A 15,712-nucleotide genomic window follows, 5' to 3' on the forward strand; every position below is an offset into this window, starting at 1 on the left:
GCATCCGCGTCCCGCCGTGCCCAATGTGTGGGCATGGACGCTTCCGAACGCCAGCATAAGATTCTCGCCGTCGCCCGCGCCTCAGGCCGGGTGACGGTGGATGATCTTTCCGTCCGTTTTCAGGTCACGCCGCAGACCATCCGCAAGGATCTGAACGATCTGTGCGAGCAGGGGCTGCTCGCCCGCACCCATGGCGGGGCGGTTGTCACCTCCAGCGTGGAGAACGTGGCCTATACGGCCCGCCGCCTGATCGCGGACGCGGAGAAGCGGGCCATCGGGCGGGCCGCCGCGGCGCTCATCCCTGACAATTCCTCGCTCTTCATCAATATCGGCACCACCACCGAAGAGGTGGCCAAGGCGCTGATCGACCGGCGCGACCTGCTGATCATCACCAACAACCTGCATGTGGCCATGCAGCTCTATCCCAACCCGGCCATCAAGGTGATCGTGGCGGGCGGGCAGGTGCGGCACAGCGACGGCGCGGTGATCGGCGCCTCGGCCATCGACCTCATCCAGCAGTTCAAGGTGGATCTGGCGGTGATCGGTGCCTCCGCCATCGACGAGGACGGCACGCTGCTGGACTTCGACTATCAGGAAGTGCGCGTCAGCCAGGCCATCATCGCCAATGCACGGCGGGTGGTGCTGGTTTCGGACCATCTGAAGGTGGGCCGCTCGGCGCCGGTGCGCATCGCCCATATCGACCAGCTGGATGTCTTCGTCACCGACAAGATGGTGTCGAGCGATCTCATGCGCGCCTGCAAGGCTGCGGGCGTGGAGGTGATCGAGACCGGCATGGAAGTGAGACCGGACGCGGAAGACTGAAACGAAACCGCCGCCGCCCGGTGTGGGCGGCGGCGGTTCACTGTCAGATGAAGACCTTGATCAGCAGGCCGGCGATGGCCGCGCCGACCAGCGGGCCGACCACCGGGATCCAGCTGTAGCCCCAGTCGGCGCCACCCTTGCCGGCGATGGGCAGCACCGCATGGGCGATGCGGGGCCCGAGATCGCGGGCCGGGTTGATGGCATAGCCCGTGGTGCCGCCCAGCGAGAGGCCGATGGCCCACACCACCATGCCCACGATATAGGGGCCGAGGCCCGCCGGAATGCCGGCACCCGCCATCACCGACTTGGAGAAGACGGCGGCGATGATGAAGACCAGTGCCACCGTGCCGATGATCTCGCTGATGAGATTGCCGGGCACATTGCGGATGGCCGGGCCGGTGCAGAAGATGGCGAGCTTCAGGCCCTTGTCCTCGGTGGGCGCCCAGTGCGGCAGATACTGCAGCCACACCAGCACGGCGCCGAGGAAGGCGCCGATCATCTGCGCGGGTACATAGACCGGCAGCTTGGACCAGTCGCCGGTCACGACCGCCGCGCCCAGCGTCACCGCCGGGTTGAGATGGGCATCGGGGCTGCCTGTGGCGGTGGATACGAACACGCCGGCCATCACGGCGAAGGCCCAACCGGCCGTAATCACGATCCAGCCGGAATTCTGCGCCTTGGACTTGGCCAGCAGCACGCCGGCCACCACGCCGTTTCCAAGCAGGATAAGCACAAGAGTGCCGAGGAGTTCTCCGACAAAGGGGGTATGCATGGGACGTCTCCGCCGTCAGTTTTTTAATTGGCGTCAGTTGTTGATTGGCGTGCGCCCGTAACCGGGCGACCTTGAAAAACGCCCCTCCGGCCAGAGCCGGATCGGTTCAGATCAAATCAATCCGAACCGTGAATCCGTCTCTAAAACTTTGCTGGAGAACGTCTTGCGGCTCTGTGGCCGAAGGGGCGGATAAAATTCAATAAAATCAGTCACCCCAGCCGAGCGAGCGGGTCACGGCCTTGTTCCAGCGGGAATAAAGCTGCTCGCGCTTGTCGGCGTCCATCTTGGGATGCCAGCGCCGATCCACGCCCCAGTTCTGGACGATGTCGTCGGTGGAGTGCCAGTAGCCCACCGCGAGGCCGGCGGCATAGGCGGCGCCGAGCGCCGTGGTCTCGATGACGCGGGGGCGCACCACCGGCACGTTCACCATGTCGGCCTGGAACTGCATCAGCAGTTCGTTGACCACCATGCCGCCATCGGCGCGCAGCTCGCGGATCTCGACCTTCGAGTCCTTCACCATGGCTTCCAGCACCTCGCGGGTCTGGTAGGCGGTGGCCTCCAGAGCGGCGCGGGCGATGTGGCCCTTGTTGGCGTAGCGGGTGAGGCCGCAGATCACGCCACGGGCGCTGTCATCCCAACGCGGGGCGAACAGGCCGGAGAAGGCGGGCACGAAATACACGTCGCCATTGTCGGAGACGGTGCGGGCCAGGGGCTCGATATCGGCGGAATTCTTGATGATACCGATATTGTCGCGCAGCCACTGCACCAGCGCGCCGGTGATGGCGATGGAGCCTTCCAGCGCGTAGATGGCCTTCTTGTCCCCGAGCTTGTAGCCCACCGTGGTGACGAGGCCGCAGGTTGAGGGGAAAGGCTTTTCACCGGTGTTCATCAGCATGAAATTGCCGGTGCCATAGGTGTTCTTGGCCTCACCCGGATTGAGGCAGGCCTGCCCGAACAGGGCCGCCTGCTGGTCGCCCAGGATGCCGGAGAGGGTGACGCCCTCCAGCGGGCCCTTGCCGGTGCCGTAACGCTCCGAGGAGGAGACGATGCGCGGCAGGCAGGCGGCGGGAATGCTGAACAGTTTCAGGATGTCGGCATCCCACTCCAGCGTCTCCAGATCCATGAGCTGGGTGCGGGAGGCGTTGGTGACATCGGTGATGTGGATGCCGCCATCCGGGCCGCCGGTGAGGTTCCAAAGCAGCCAGGTATCGATGTTGCCGAACAGCGCATCACCGGAGGCCGCCTTCTCGCGGGCGCCGGGCACGTTGTCGAGGATCCAGTGCAGCTTGAGGCCGGAGAAATAGGTCGCCAGCGGCAGGCCGGTCTTGGCGCGCAGGCGGTCCTGGCCGCCGTCCTGCTCGTAGCGGTTCACCAGTTGGTCGGTGCGGGTGTCCTGCCAGACGATGGCGTTGTAGAGCGGCTCGCCGGTCTTGCGATCCCAGAGCAGGGCGGTCTCGCGCTGGTTGGTGACGCCCACGGCGGCGAGATCAGCGGTGGAAAGCCCCTTCTTCTCAAGGGCTTCGAAAATGACCGTGCGGGTGTTCAGCCAGATCTCGACCGGATTGTGCTCCACCCAGCCGGGACGCGGATAGATCTGCTCATGCTCGCGCTGGGCGACGCTGACGATCTGCCCCTTGCGGTCGAAGACGATGAAGCGGCTGCTGGTCGTACCCTGGTCGATGGCGCCCACGTATTTGGTCATGGTTTCCTCCCGTCGTTATGGCCGGCGTTGATTTGGCTGAGGTTTTCCGGGTGTCAGGCACCCTTCAGGAAGGCGTCGATCTCCTGCTCCGCCTCTTTCGGCAGCTTCAGGCCGAGCTTGGTGCGCCGCCACAGGACGTCCCGTCCGGTGCGCGCCCATTCCTCGATCTTCAGATAGGTCAGCTCCGCCGCCGTGAGGCCTGCGCCGAAATCGCGGCCGAGATCCTCCACCTTGGTGGCGGTGCCGACGATCATTTCGGCGCGGGTGCCGTAGGTGCGGGCGAGCCGCAAGGCCCGGTCGCGGCCGATGAAGGGCTTGTCCTTCAACAGCTTGTCCGCATAGGCCGCCACGTCGCCATCGGCGATGTCGCCGCCGGGCAGGGGGGCATCGGCGGTCCAGGCGGGGGCGAGGCGGGGCAGATGGGGCGCGAGGTCGCGCATCACATGCTCGGCGAGCTTGCGATAGGTGGTCAGCTTGCCGCCGAAAACCGAAAGCAGCGGCGCCTGACCCTTGGGGGCGTCGATGTCGAAGACATAGTCGCGGGTCACGGCCGAAGCGTTGATGGAGCCGTCGTCGAACAAAGGCCGCACGCCGGAATAGTCCCAGACGATATCGTCTTTCGAGATCTCCCGCTGGAACCAGTGGTTGATCGAGGAAATCAGATAATCCGTCTCGTCATCCGAGATGGAAACGTCCTGCGGCGCGCCGGTATAGGGCACGTCCGTGGTGCCGATCAGGGTGAGATCATCCTGATAGGGAATGGCAAAGACGATGCGTTTGTCGGGGTTTTGCAGGATATAGGCCTGCGTGCCCGGATAAAGGCGCGGCACCACGATGTGGCTGCCCTTGACGAGGCGCACGCCCTTGCTGGTGTTGAGGCTGAGGCGATGGTTCAGCACATCCGCCACCCAGGGGCCGGCGGCATTGACGAGGATGCGCGTTTTCACTTCGCGCCGCTCGCCGCCCGCATCCACCAGCGTGGCGACCCACAGATCGCCCTCGCGGCGGGCGCTTTCGAGCCGGGTGCCGACCTCGATGTCGGCGCCGCGTTCCTTGGCGTCCAGGGCGTTGAGCACCACGAGGCGGCTGTCGTCGACCGCGCAGTCGGAATATTCGAAGCCCACCTTGGTGATGGGCTTCAGGGGCGCGCCGCGCTTGTCCTTGGCCAGGTTCACCCGCTCGCAGCCGGGCAGGCGCTTGCGGGAGGCCAGGTGGTCGTAGAAGAACAGGCCGAGCCGCACCAGCCAGGCGGGGCGGACGGAGACGTCGTGCGGCAGCACGAAGCGCAGCGGGCGGATGATGTGCGGGGCCATCTCCAGCAGCCGCTCACGCTCCAGAAGTGCTTCTCGAACAAGACGAAATTCGTAATATTCGAGATAGCGCAGACCGCCGTGGATCAGCTTGGTGGACCAGGAGGATGTATGGGCGGCAAGGTCGTCCTGCTCCACCAGCAGCACCGACAGGCCACGGCCCACGGCGTCACGGGCAATGCCCGCGCCATTGATGCCGCCACCAACCACCAGAATGTCGAAAGGGCTTTGCAAGGCCTCTCCCCATTGAGCTGCTGCCCTTTTGAGCAGTCATTTGCCGGGAAGGTAATCACGTTTCGTTCGGCTTTCATAGTGCGACTAAAACGAAAATCGCAAGAAATGTTCTAAGGCGCGCCGGGGTGGTGTCCCGGTGTTGACTCCATGTCGAGCAAGGCAATGGGCGTGCCCCATGGACGCGGTATTCTGCGGTGGTGAGATCGGACATTGGCACAGGGACAGTGCCGGATGGCACGCCTTCGGCCACGGTTTGTACGGAACAGCCGCGCTGAAATGCTTGAGCTTTTCGCGACCGAAAGCGGCAAGGCACATCTGCCGTCCGGTCCATGGTGCGCAATGGCACAATGCGGGTGCGTTTCGGGCCGCTGGATCTCTCATCGACGCGGAAGGGGAGGGGGTGGATTCACCCATAGTCGTCCTCATTCCCCGCCACAGGCTGCTCGATTGACTCAAGGGTTCTGCTCAGCGTGCGTCAGGCTGAATGAACCCACGAGCCACCACGCAACGCTAGGGGGGGGGCTTGCGGCGAGCGCTCATGCCCTGAGCTTGGGAGTGTTCAGCATGGGTTGTGGCACAGGTCACGCGTTGCACGCGCGTAAGACGTTGCCGTCTCGCCTCTACGATCGAGCGTTCGGGACTCCCAGTCGCAGGTGAGGGCTGCCCAGGTCAGGATACGGCGGTGTATTCAGATCTCCTGAACGTCGTCATGCCAGCCGACAGCATCCAAGGGGCTCATTGTACATGTCGCAGTGGTTTCCATCATGTGCTTGATGGCGAGATCGAATGATTCAGAAGATGGGGCGGCCAGATTTATCGGACAATTTTGCCCCTCTGCGTATCCGAAGGATCTACAGTGAGCAAAAGCGTAAGAGACAATCTCGACGGCGTTGCGGTGTTCGTCGAAGTCGCGGAGGCGGGAAGCTTCGCGCGGGCGGCGGAACGTTTGGCGCTGACGCGGTCGGCGGTCGGTAAGACCATCGCGCGCATGGAGATGCGGCTGGGCGTCCGGCTCTTCCACCGCACGACGCGCAGGTTGAGCCTCACCGAGGACGGGTTGATTTACCATGAGCGCTGCCTGCGTGCGGTCGCCGAACTGCGGGCAGGTGCGGCTCAACTCGAGTCCGGGCGGAGCGAAGTGGCCGGGCGGTTGCGCGTCACGATGCCCACACTGTTCGGTCGTCATTGCGCGGTGCCGGTGTTGCTGGAGCTGGCCGTCCACTTTCCCAAGCTTGAGCTCGATCTGCGCTTCAGCGATCAGATGGTCGATGTGGTTGCCGAGGGCTTCGATCTCGCAATCCGCAACCATCACCCGGGCAAAATCAGAAACCCTCCAGGCGCGGAAGATCGTCAGTCAGCGCAAGATCGTTTGTGCCGCTCCGTCCTACCTGGACCAACATGGAGCGCCCAAGGCGGTCAGCGAGCTGTCAGAGTTCGATGCACTGGTCTACTGGCAAAAGAACCAGCCGTATCCTTGGACCTATAAGGAGCCGGATGGGCGCCTCTCCGAAGCGCCGCTGAGCTGGCGCTTACAGTTCGATAATCATGAGGCGATCAGGGATGCTGCGGTAAGAGGGATGGGCTTTGCTTGCCTTCCAAGCTGGCTCGTCAGGGAAGAGCTGGCCTCGCAGCGGCTGGTTCCGGTGCTTCAGGATGTCGTCTGGCCGTTGTTCGATACCTATGTGGTCTGGCCGGCGGCCGAAGCGGTACCGATGAAGCTGCGGGTCGCGATCGACGCGCTCGTCGACGGCCTCCGGTGGGTTGCCGAAATCTGAGCGCAGGCCGCCGGCCATAAGCTGAAGCCTCCTGCCGCGCCGGAGACTGCCTGCTTTTGTGTACTTCCCTTCGGCGGTCCATATCATGATCAATAGATCAGCGGTGGGCAGAGGCAGCCCGGCTGGATTCTGATCCAACAGCCAGCTTCTGAATTTCATCGAAGCATCCGAGCCAGTTCACACGGCGTGCGTTCGCATGGGTGTGGCCGGAAGGTCCCGGTGGAGGCGCAGGTCCTTTCGACCATTCTCCGAAGAGTTCGGGTGGAGAAAAGCGCGCGACAAATGGGGGACGACGTATCCGCAATGGCGGGATGCGGATCGGCTATTAGAGCGCCTGGTTCTGCAATCGCATCATCGGCAGGCGGGATGGCCGGCGGCGAGCTGTCCACCGCCCTTCCGGTCTCTCGGGTGAAGCGATGCGTTCGAAGAGAAGAGGCTCATGCCACTCACGCATCCCGGCTATCTGATAGGCAACTTCACCGTCACGGATCCCGCCCTGCTGGCTGAATACAGCAGGCAGGCCCAGCCTCTGGTCGAGCAGTACGGCGGCAGCATGATGCTGTCGGACAAGAGCTTTTCGCCCGTTGAAGGCAGGGCCGAGGCGGTGTTCGTCATCATCGCGTTTCCAACCCTGGAAAGGGCGACCTCCTTTTACAATTCGCCGGAATACGCGCCCGTGAAGGAGCTTCGGATCCAGGCGACCGAAGGCGGCTTCCTCGCACTGACAGCTGTGCCCGTGGCTCTGGCGTGAGGGGGAAGCCGTGAGCATTCTACGCGCGACGTTTTCGATCAATGCCGACACGCGGGTACCTGCCGTTGGGTTCGGCACCTACCTGATCGGCGAAGGTGATGTCTCTGAGGCGGTTCGCGCCGCAATCGGTGTGGGTTATCGCCATATCGATACGGCCGAGGTCTATCAGAATGAAGAGGGGGTCGGCGAAGGTATCCGTGTCGGCCTTCGAGACAACGGATTGTCCCGCAACGATATCTTCGTGACCACGAAGCTCTGGCCCGGCGCGTCGGAATGGGGCGAGGTTCCCAAGACCGGCGAACAGACGATGATGAGCTGCGAAGCCAGCCTGAAGCGGCTCGGCCTCGATCATGTCGATCTGTACCTGATCCATTCGCCTCATGGCGGACAGCAGCGGGTCAATCAGTGGCGTGCGCTTCTCGAATTGAAGCGGGCCGGGAAAGCGCGGGGCATCGGCGTCAGCAATTATAGCGCCAAGCATCTGGATGAGATCGACGCGGCCGGACTTCCGATGCCCGAAGCCAATCAGATCGAACTGCATCCTTGGTCGCAGAAGCCGGCGCTTGTTGCGTACATGAGGCAAAGGAGCATCGCGCCGATCGCCTACAGCAGCCTTGCGCCGCTTTCGACCTGGCGTGCTGCGCCGAGGCAGGATAGCGCCAAGCCGCAGAGCCCGGATGCGGACAGCGGCTTCCTTGCCGGAATTGCGGCCAGGTATGGCGTCACCGAGGCTCAGCTTCTGCTGAAGTGGGGGGTGCAGAACGGCTATGCCGTGCTCCCCAAAAGCCTGAATCCGGAGCGGATGCGGCAGAATATCGATCTCGATGGCTTCACGATCGAAGCCCCCGATCTGGAGGCTATCGCGCTGATGGACCGCGGTGGCGGGATCGCCTGGTCCATGGGTGATCCGACAAAAGTGAGCTGATCACTCGATCATCTTAATCCACTTACCTATACAACTTGAAGGAGTCTGCAAGATGCAGATCGCGATCGTGTATGACAGCGGCTATGGCCACACCGCCAAGCAGGCGCAGGCCGTGGCTGAAGGGGTCGAGCGCGTCGGCGGCGCAAAGGCGGTGCTGATCCCCGTGGCCGACAATCCGGCGCCATGGGAGACCCTGGAGGCCTGCGATGCCATCATCTTCGGGTCGCCGACCTACAACAGCTCCATCTCCGCACGCCTCAAAAAGTTCATGGAGGACGCGACGCGTCCTGCCTGGATCCCGATGAAGTGGCGCAACAAGATCGCAGCGGGCTTCACCAATTCCGGCGCAATGCACGGCGATAAGCTCAACTCGCTGATGACGATGGCCTTGTTTGCGGCACAGCACGGTATGCTTTGGGTCGGCCTCGATCTCTTCGCGGGCAAATCGGCCGAGGACAACAATCGCGTCGGCGGTTGGCTCGGCGCGATGGCTCAGTCGAATGATGAATCTGCCGAACTCTCGCCCATCAAGAGTGACCTCGAAACCGCTGCCCATCTTGGCCAGCGGGTTGCGGAACTCGCACAGCGATTGAGCCGCACGGCGGCGTGAGTGAAATCGTAAGGCCGGCTTTACTGCCGGCCTTACTGCTGCGGTGATGGTGCGTTCCGGGCCGCTGGACCCCTCGTCGAAGCGGAGCGGTGGGGCAAGTCGGAGCAGGTGCCCGACGTCAGGCCTGGGTGGACGCCGGCAGCCAGATCGAGAAGGTCGCTCCCATGCCTTCCTCGCTCTCCACGTCCATCTGGCCGTCATGGCGCATGACCAGAGCGTAGCTGATGGAGAGGCCGAGCCCGCTGCCCTTGCTGGCCTTGGTGGTGAAGAAGGCGTCGAAGATGCGCTCGCGATGGGCGGGCGGAATGCCGATGCCGGTATCGGTCACGGCGATGCGCACGCCGCTGCGCTCCTGATGCGCGGCATCCCGGCTGGTGATGGTCAGCGTGCCGCCGTCCGGCATGGCGTGGAGGGCGTTGACCAGAAGGTTGACGATCACCTGCTGGAGTTCGGCGCGGTTGAACTGGACCTGCGCGTTCGCGGTGTCGCTGCGCACCACAATGATGTCGGCGCGGTCCAGCAGATGGCGGACGAACAGCAGGCAGTCGGAGATCACATCAGCCGGCGCCAGCGGGCCGTCTTCCGTCATCTCGTCATAGGGGCGGGCGAACTGGAGCAGCTTGTCCACCAGCAAGGTGATGCGGTGCACTTGCTCGTCGATCAGCCGGAATTCGGTCTTCACCGGCTCGGCCTGCGCGCCCAGCACATCGCGGGCCACATCGAGATTGCCCTGGATCACAGCGATGGGATTGTTGATCTCATGCGCAACACCGGCCGTGATCTCGCCGATGGCGGCGAGCTTCTCCGACATGACCAGCTGCGCCTGCGTCTCCTCCAGCCGCTGGTTGGCGGCGGCAAGTTCGCTGGTGCGCTCGGCGACCCTGATGTCGAGTTCGTTGGCCCAGTCGCGCAGCTCCCGGTCGCGGGCCTCGATGCGGTCGAGCAGATGGTCGAGATGGTGGGCCAGCCGGCCGATCTCGTCGGCCGAGCCCACGGGGCCGGTGCGCGCGCCGAGTTCGCCGGCCTCCACCCGCGAGATGGTGCCGTCCATCTGCTCCAGCGGCCGGAAGATGCCGCCCGCCCAGCGCAGCAGGAACGGCAGAGCGGCGAGCAGCACCAGCGCGAAGGGGATGACGATGGCCGCCAGCATGCCGAGCTTGGCGTTCTGGAACGGCCGGTCGAGAAAGCCGACATAGAGCATGCCGATGCGGCGGCCATGGCTGTCGAGGATCGGCTCGTAGGCGGAGATGTACCAGTCGTCCACCACGAAGGCGCGGTCGAGCCACACCCGGCCTTCCTCCAGCACCGAATGGCGCACCGCCTCGGACACGCGCGTGCCCAGCGCCCGGTCGCCCGCGAACAGTCGCACGTTGGTGCTGATCCGCACGTCATCAAGGAACAGCGTGGCCGTGCCGGAGCTGCCCGCCGGCAGGCTGGAGGCCTGATAGACGAGGTCGTTGATGGTGTCGATGAAGGCGAGGTTGTGGTTGAGCAGCGTGCCGCCCACCAGCGCGCCCCGGCTGCCATCGGGCATGCGCACCGGGACGGCGGACTGGATGACCATGCCCCGGTCCTCGGCGCTGCGCGCGGCCGGCGCCACGCCCGGGGTCTCGATGAGGGGCACGACGGCCTGCGATGCGAGCGCGCCGGACAGATGCGCGAGTTCGGCGGCATCCAGCACGTCGATGCCGGTGTCCGATGTGCCGTCCATGGCTTTCGCGATCACCGGCCATTTCCGCCAGTCCATGGCGCCCTGCCGGGGAGGCGCCGCCGCCAGCACGTGGCCGTCGGCATCGATCACATAGAGATAATCCAGCGCGAGGCTCTCGCGGCGCCGGGCCAGAAAGGTGCCGATCTCGGCCGGGCGGTCTGCCCTGAGCAGGTCGGCGAAGGCGGCGCTGTCGCCCACCGCATGCAGCGCCTCGCCGGAGTGCTCCATCAGCCGGTTGAGATACTGGCGGGCGATGGTCAGGTCGCCGCTGACCTTGGCGGTCAGCAGCCGGTCGAACATGGCGCTCCACCAGATCACCGCGAGGATGAGGAGCGCGGGCAGGATGATGGCGGTGGGCAGCAGGGCGATGGCGAGCAGCCGGTAGCGGACCGAATGCCGCCAGCGTCGATGCGGGGCAGGGGCTGCGGCGTCAGACATTCCAGGCCGCGCACTTGCGGTCGAGGGTCTTGCGCGACACGCCGAGGCGCCGTGCGGCCTCGGCGCGGTTGCCCCCGACGCTCTCCAGCACATTGAGCATGTGCGCACGCTCCACCGCCTCCAGCGTCTGGCTGGCAGGGTCGGCGGACGCGACGGGCGCGGACGTCGAGGCGCGGGGCCTGTCGCCGAGGATGATGGTGCGCTCGATCAGGTTGCGCAGCTCGCGGATGTTGCCGGGCCATTCATAGCCCTCCAGCTCGGCGATGCGCGCGGGATCGAGGTCCATGGGCGGCACGCCGAACTGGTGCGAGATCTCGGCGATGAACTGGCGCGCCAGCGGCGCCACATCCTCCGGCCGCTCCCGCAGGGGGGGCAGGTGGATGTTCACCACGTTGAGCCGATAGAACAGGTCGCGCCGCATCTGCCCGCTGGCTGCCGCCTGTTCGAGATCCACATTGGTTGCGGCGATGATGCGCACGTCCACGGGCAGCTCCCGCTCGCTGCCCACCGGCCGCACCCTCTTGTCCTCCAGCACCCGCAGCAGCTTGGCCTGCAACGGCAGGGGCAGTTCGGCCACCTCGTCGAGGAACAGCGTGCCGCCCTGGGCGTAGAAGAACAGGCCCTCCCGCGAGGAGGCAGCCCCCGTGAAGGCGCCCTTGAGATGGCCGAACAGCTCGCTCTCGATCATCTCGGCGGGAATGGCCGCGCAATTGACCGGCACGAACGGCTTGTCCGCGCGCGGCGAGCGCTGGTGAAGGGCGCGGGCGGTGACTTCCTTGCCGGTGCCGGACTCGCCCGTGAGCAGCACGGTGGTGGGCAAGGGCGCGAGCCGCTCCACCATGTCGCGAACGACGGCGAGCGCCGGCGACTGGCCCACCAGCAGGTCCGGCACGCCGCCGTCCCGCGCCGGCAGGCTGTGGAGCTGGCGCTTCAGGAGGAAGTTCTCGCGCCGCAGGTGCGCCCGGTCGAGGCAGCGGGTGATGGCATTGAGGATCTGGTTGGCCCGGAACGGCTTCAGGATGAAGTCCGCCGCCCCCTCGCGCATGGCCTGGATGACGGTGTCGAGATCGGCGAAGGCGGAAATGAGGATGACCTCGCCGAAATAGCCGGAGGCCCGCAGATCCTGAAGCCATAAAAGGCCGTGCCGGCCTTCCATGATGTTGTCGAGCAGCAGCATGTCGAACGGCTCGGCTTCGAGCAGCCGTGCGGCGGCTTCCGCAGACTCGGCCTCGGCCACGCGCTTGCAGCGGGGCGCGAGCAGGCGGCACATGAAATTGCGCATGCCGGCCTCATCGTCCACCACGAGGATGGATGCGCTGGCGAGCAACTCACTGTCACGGCCCACATCTCCGGGCGTCGTGGCCCGGGGCGTGCCCCCCAATCCTGGCATATGGCGATCCGGCGTTTCCTGAAGGCCCGTTTGCCGGACCCAACCTTGCGCGGAACGTTAAGCCAAATCCGCGCCGGCGGGAAATCGGGGACGGGTGCGTCAACCCGTCCCCGGTGCGGTCAATGCAGCAGGATCAGCGCCTTCTGGAAGGTGATCCACATGCTCCAGGCCAGCGGCAGGCCCACGGCGGCCCAGGCGAGCAGGGCCAGAAGGCCGAAGCCGTCGGCAGTCACGGCGGGAGCGGAGACCGGCGTGTCGCCGAGCGTCGCGGCACGCGGCGCAGGGGCGGCGGCCGGTGTCGGGGCCGGCTTGTGCTTCATGTAGTGGCGTGCGGCCACCGGCTTCACCAGCAGGTTGCAGACGACCCCCAGCGCCAGCAGGCCGGCGAGGATGTACATGGTCTGGTTATAGGCCTGCGACAGCGGGATGCCGGAGGCGATCTGGTATTCCCGCAGATAGTTGATCAGCACCGGGCCGAGGATACCCGCCGCCGACCAGGCGGTGAGGATGCGGCCGTGGATGGCGCCCACCATGCGGGTGCCGAACAGGTCCGCCAGATAGGCCGGGATGGTGGCGAAGCCGCCGCCATACATGGACACGACCACGCACAGGATGAGCACGAACAGCACCGTGCCGCCCAGCGTCGCGGACCACGGCACGAGGGCATAGAGTGCAAGGCCGAGGATGAAGAAGGTGAAGAAGGTGGCCTTGCGGCCGATGCGGTCGGAGAAGGTGGCCCAGGCCAGCCGGCCGCCGATGTTGCACAGGCTCAGCAGGCCGGTGAAGCCGGCGGCGATGGCCGCGATCTGCGCCTTCTGAGCGGTGCTCAGTTCGTTGAACGGCAGGTTGAGGCCGATGAGGCGGCCGCCGAACACTTCCTGCAACATGGGCGAGGCCATGCCGAGCACGCCGATGCCCGCCGAGACGTTGAGGCACAGCGCCGCCCAGAGCAGCCAGAACTGCGGGGTGCGCCACGCGGCCTCAAGGCTCACGTCGTGCTTGCTCACCAGCTTGCGGGTGGAGATGGAGACGCCGCTCCAGCCGGCGGGCTTCCAGCCCTCGGCGGGCACGCGATAGCCCAGCGCGCCGCAGACCATGAACACGAAATAGATGGCGGCCAGTACCAGGAAGGTCTGCCAGACGCCGACCGAGGTGGGGGTCGCGAAGGTGCGCATGAGGATGTCGGCGAGAGGGGCGCCGATCATCGCGCCGCCGCCGAAGCCCATGATCGCCATGCCGGTGGCCATGCCCCGGCGATCCGGGAACCATTTGATGAGGGTGGAGACCGGGGAGATGTAGCCGAGGCCGAGCCCGATGCCGCCCAGCACGCCGGAGCCGAGCCACAGCATCCAGATCTGGTGCAGATGGATGCCGGTGGCGGAAATCACGAGGCCGCCGCACCAGCAGAAGGCCGAGACGAGGCCCGCCTTGCGCGGGCCGGCATGCTCCAGCCAGCCGCCGAAGAGGGCCGCAGAGCAGCCGAGCAGCACGAAGAACAGCGTGTAGGTCCAGCCCAGCATGCTGATCTGCCAGTCGCAGGTGGTGGCGACGACGCGGGCGAGGAAGCCCATGTCCGCCGGGCAGGCGATGGACTGATTGATGCCCACGGCGCGCGACAGCGGCAGCCAGAACACGCTGAAGCCATAGGCCATGCCGATGCACAGATGGATGGCGAGGGCGGCAGGGGGAACGAGCCAGCGATTGAAGTGCGCGCCGGCGATGGTGCGCTCCCGGCTCAGGAACGGCGCCGCTGACGGCTGGTAGGCTGCGATGGACATGATGTCTCCCTAGCAATGCTTTCTCTTTGGCCTCTGCGCACGGCGCGGGCAATTGGCCTTAAGCAAGGAGGGGGCCATGGGCCGAAGCCTTTGCGCATCAAGGTTTGCGCGGTGCCGGGGGCTGGTCCGGACAGACAAAATGTCCACTTTTCTGGGGATGGCTCCGCCGGGGCTGGACAGTTTGTCCGTGTGGCGGGGCCGGGAGGTGATGGCGCGGCCACGGGGAGAAGGCGGGCGGATCAGGCATACGGGGGGGCGCCCGCACAGCGCTCCATGCGGGATGATCATCTGGTCAATTCAGGACGATCCGACGGCGCGCGGTGGCAAGCGTGACCGGCTGCCTCTCCCGCTTGCGGGGGGAGGGGGAAGGGGGAAGGGGAAAGACGCAACCGGCGAGAGGCCAGACCGGCTTTCAGAAGGTGGTGAGCGGCGGCAGGCGGGTGTCGGTCCACTTGCGGTACATGTCTTCCAGCTCGCCGCTGGCCTTCATGGCGTAGATGGCGTTGTTGAGCCAGTGCAGGATTTCGAAGTCGCCGGCACGCACGGCCATGGAATTGGCCTGCGCATAGAGCGCGAAGCCGATGCTCAGCTGCTGCCCGCGCGTCTTCCGGGCCAGATGCTGCACCAGCGTGTCCGGCAAGGCGGCGGCGGAAATCTGCCCTGCCGCAAGCGCATCGGCCACGCTCAGATCATCCTCGAACAGCACGATCTGGAGGTTGCCGCCGAAGCGCCGCAGCGCGGCCTCCTGCGGTGTGCCCCGCGTTGTCCCCACGCGCTGGCCGGCCAGATCGTCGAGGCGTGTCACCGGCCGGCCTGTGGTGACGACCACCATGGTGAAGCCGCTGTAGGGACTGGTGAACATCACGTTGCGGGCACGCTCGGGCGTGGGGTTGAGGGTGGCGACGAGAAAGTCCACCCGCCCGCTCAGCAGGGCGGCGATGCGGGCGGGCGGGGTGAGGGGAATGTAATCCGCACGCACGCCGAGATATCTGGCCAGCCGCATGGCCACGTCGTGATCGAAGCCGATGGGATTGCCCAGCTCGTCCACCATGCCGAAGGGCGGGGCGCCGATGAGGACGCCGATGCGCACCACGCCGCGCTGGATCAGTTCGTTCAGCGTGGTGGCGCCGGCCGGCGCGATCGTGCCGGCCAGAAGGCCCGCGCCCGCGAGGCCGGCAAGCACCGCCCGGCGGCTCGGTGCATGGGCGCGCGCTGGTGGCAGCGCAGCAAAGGGGGCAGGAGGCGCGGGGCCGGGCAAGGCGTGCGAGGCGGGCAGGGCGTGTGAGGCGGGCGGGGTGTGCGAGGTGGGGCTTGGGGGAAGGAGGGAAAGACGGGGCGGGCGCAGGGCAGCCGCCATCGTCTTGGCTGCACGGATGCGCCACGGTTCCAGCTTGGACATCTTCCCCCCTCGAAGGTCCTGCGGTCTTCAGTACTGTGCGCCGTAGGGGAGGGGATGTCTACTTTGATATTTACTCAAATTTGGGTGATTTTCTT

11 protein-coding genes and 1 pseudogene are annotated in these 15,712 nt (G+C 65.7%); 5 read left to right on the top strand and 7 right to left on the bottom strand.

The genetic code is table 11. The annotated features are described in order from the left end of the window. Positions 1 to 33: 33 nt before the first annotated feature. Positions 34 to 822 carry a DeoR/GlpR family DNA-binding transcription regulator gene (locus IEW24_RS16570; protein WP_188580574.1) on the top strand — a complete coding sequence of 263 codons (789 nt, stop codon included), beginning with the start codon at positions 34 to 36 and terminating at the stop codon, positions 820 to 822. 43 nt (positions 823 to 865) lie between these two features. Here IEW24_RS16570 and IEW24_RS16575 read toward each other — a convergent pair whose 3' ends face one another. The 3 genes from IEW24_RS16575 to IEW24_RS16585 all read right to left on the bottom strand — a co-directional run bounded on the left by IEW24_RS16575 (position 866) and on the right by IEW24_RS16585 (position 4,840). After that, positions 866 to 1,594, bottom strand: coding sequence for an MIP/aquaporin family protein (locus IEW24_RS16575; protein ID WP_188580576.1), 729 nt, complete (start codon positions 1,592 to 1,594; stop codon positions 866 to 868). 205 nt (positions 1,595 to 1,799) lie between these two features. Further along, a complete protein-coding gene (gene glpK / locus IEW24_RS16580) occupies positions 1,800 to 3,296 on the bottom strand; it encodes a glycerol kinase GlpK (protein WP_188580578.1) in 1,497 nt (498 codons plus the stop codon). A gap of 53 nt (positions 3,297 to 3,349) precedes the next feature. Then, a complete protein-coding gene (locus IEW24_RS16585; protein ID WP_188580580.1) occupies positions 3,350 to 4,840 on the bottom strand; it encodes a glycerol-3-phosphate dehydrogenase in 1,491 nt (496 codons plus the stop codon). Between the two features lie 856 nt (positions 4,841 to 5,696). Between IEW24_RS16585 and IEW24_RS16590 the strand changes: the two are divergent. The 4 genes and pseudogenes from IEW24_RS16590 (at position 5,697) to IEW24_RS16605 (ending at position 8,901) form a co-directional block, all read left to right on the top strand. Next, positions 5,697 to 6,615 (top strand): annotated as a pseudogene (locus IEW24_RS16590) (LysR family transcriptional regulator). 439 nt (positions 6,616 to 7,054) lie between these two features. Then, on the top strand, positions 7,055 to 7,366 hold the full coding sequence (locus tag IEW24_RS16595) for a DUF1330 domain-containing protein (protein ID WP_188580582.1): 312 nt from the start codon (positions 7,055 to 7,057) through the stop codon (positions 7,364 to 7,366). Between the two features lie 10 nt (positions 7,367 to 7,376). Next, the gene (locus IEW24_RS16600) at positions 7,377 to 8,291 is read left to right on the top strand and encodes an aldo/keto reductase (RefSeq protein ID WP_188580585.1); all 915 of its coding nucleotides are present in this window, start codon (positions 7,377 to 7,379) and stop codon (positions 8,289 to 8,291) included. 52 nt (positions 8,292 to 8,343) lie between these two features. Continuing rightward, complete coding sequence (locus IEW24_RS16605; protein ID WP_188580587.1) at positions 8,344 to 8,901, top strand: flavodoxin family protein; 558 nt, start codon at positions 8,344 to 8,346, stop codon at positions 8,899 to 8,901. Between the two features lie 118 nt (positions 8,902 to 9,019). Here IEW24_RS16605 and IEW24_RS16610 read toward each other — a convergent pair whose 3' ends face one another. From IEW24_RS16610 to IEW24_RS16625, 4 genes are all read right to left on the bottom strand, one after another. Beyond that, positions 9,020 to 11,050 (bottom strand): sensor histidine kinase, encoded by a 2,031-nt coding sequence (locus tag IEW24_RS16610; protein WP_188580589.1) that lies wholly within the window; start codon positions 11,048 to 11,050, stop codon positions 9,020 to 9,022. Next, positions 11,043 to 12,440, bottom strand: a complete 1,398-nt coding sequence (locus IEW24_RS16615; protein ID WP_188580591.1) for a sigma-54-dependent transcriptional regulator — start codon at positions 12,438 to 12,440, stop codon at positions 11,043 to 11,045. The genes IEW24_RS16610 and IEW24_RS16615 overlap by 8 nt, the downstream gene beginning before the upstream one ends. 119 nt (positions 12,441 to 12,559) lie before the next feature. Further along, positions 12,560 to 14,218, bottom strand: a complete 1,659-nt coding sequence (locus IEW24_RS16620; RefSeq protein WP_188580592.1) for an OFA family MFS transporter — start codon at positions 14,216 to 14,218, stop codon at positions 12,560 to 12,562. Positions 14,219 to 14,630: 412 nt separating this feature from the next. Next, positions 14,631 to 15,617, bottom strand: coding sequence for a transporter substrate-binding domain-containing protein (locus IEW24_RS16625; RefSeq protein ID WP_244644469.1), 987 nt, complete (start codon positions 15,615 to 15,617; stop codon positions 14,631 to 14,633). Positions 15,618 to 15,712: the final 95 nt, after the last annotated feature.

It is taken from the genome of Azorhizobium oxalatiphilum, from assembly GCF_014635325.1.
Classification (GTDB): Bacteria; Pseudomonadota; Alphaproteobacteria; order Rhizobiales; family Xanthobacteraceae; genus Azorhizobium; species Azorhizobium oxalatiphilum.

Excerpts from the sequence above, each read along its gene's own strand:
- IEW24_RS16605 (WP_188580587.1), top strand. The coding sequence starts at position 8,344 with ATGCAGATCGCGATCGTGTATGACAGCGGCTATGGCCACACCGCCAAG.
- IEW24_RS16625 (WP_244644469.1), bottom strand. The coding sequence starts at position 15,617 with ATGTCCAAGCTGGAACCGTGGCGCATCCGTGCAGCCAAGACGATGGCG.
- IEW24_RS16615 (WP_188580591.1), bottom strand. The coding sequence starts at position 12,440 with ATGCCAGGATTGGGGGGCACGCCCCGGGCCACGACGCCCGGAGATGTG.
- IEW24_RS16570 (WP_188580574.1), top strand. The coding sequence starts at position 34 with ATGGACGCTTCCGAACGCCAGCATAAGATTCTCGCCGTCGCCCGCGCC.
- IEW24_RS16575 (WP_188580576.1), bottom strand. The coding sequence starts at position 1,594 with ATGCATACCCCCTTTGTCGGAGAACTCCTCGGCACTCTTGTGCTTATC.
- IEW24_RS16595 (WP_188580582.1), top strand. The coding sequence starts at position 7,055 with ATGCCACTCACGCATCCCGGCTATCTGATAGGCAACTTCACCGTCACG.
- IEW24_RS16610 (WP_188580589.1), bottom strand. The coding sequence starts at position 11,050 with ATGTCTGACGCCGCAGCCCCTGCCCCGCATCGACGCTGGCGGCATTCG.
- IEW24_RS16620 (WP_188580592.1), bottom strand. The coding sequence starts at position 14,218 with ATGTCCATCGCAGCCTACCAGCCGTCAGCGGCGCCGTTCCTGAGCCGG.
- glpK (WP_188580578.1), bottom strand. The coding sequence starts at position 3,296 with ATGACCAAATACGTGGGCGCCATCGACCAGGGTACGACCAGCAGCCGC.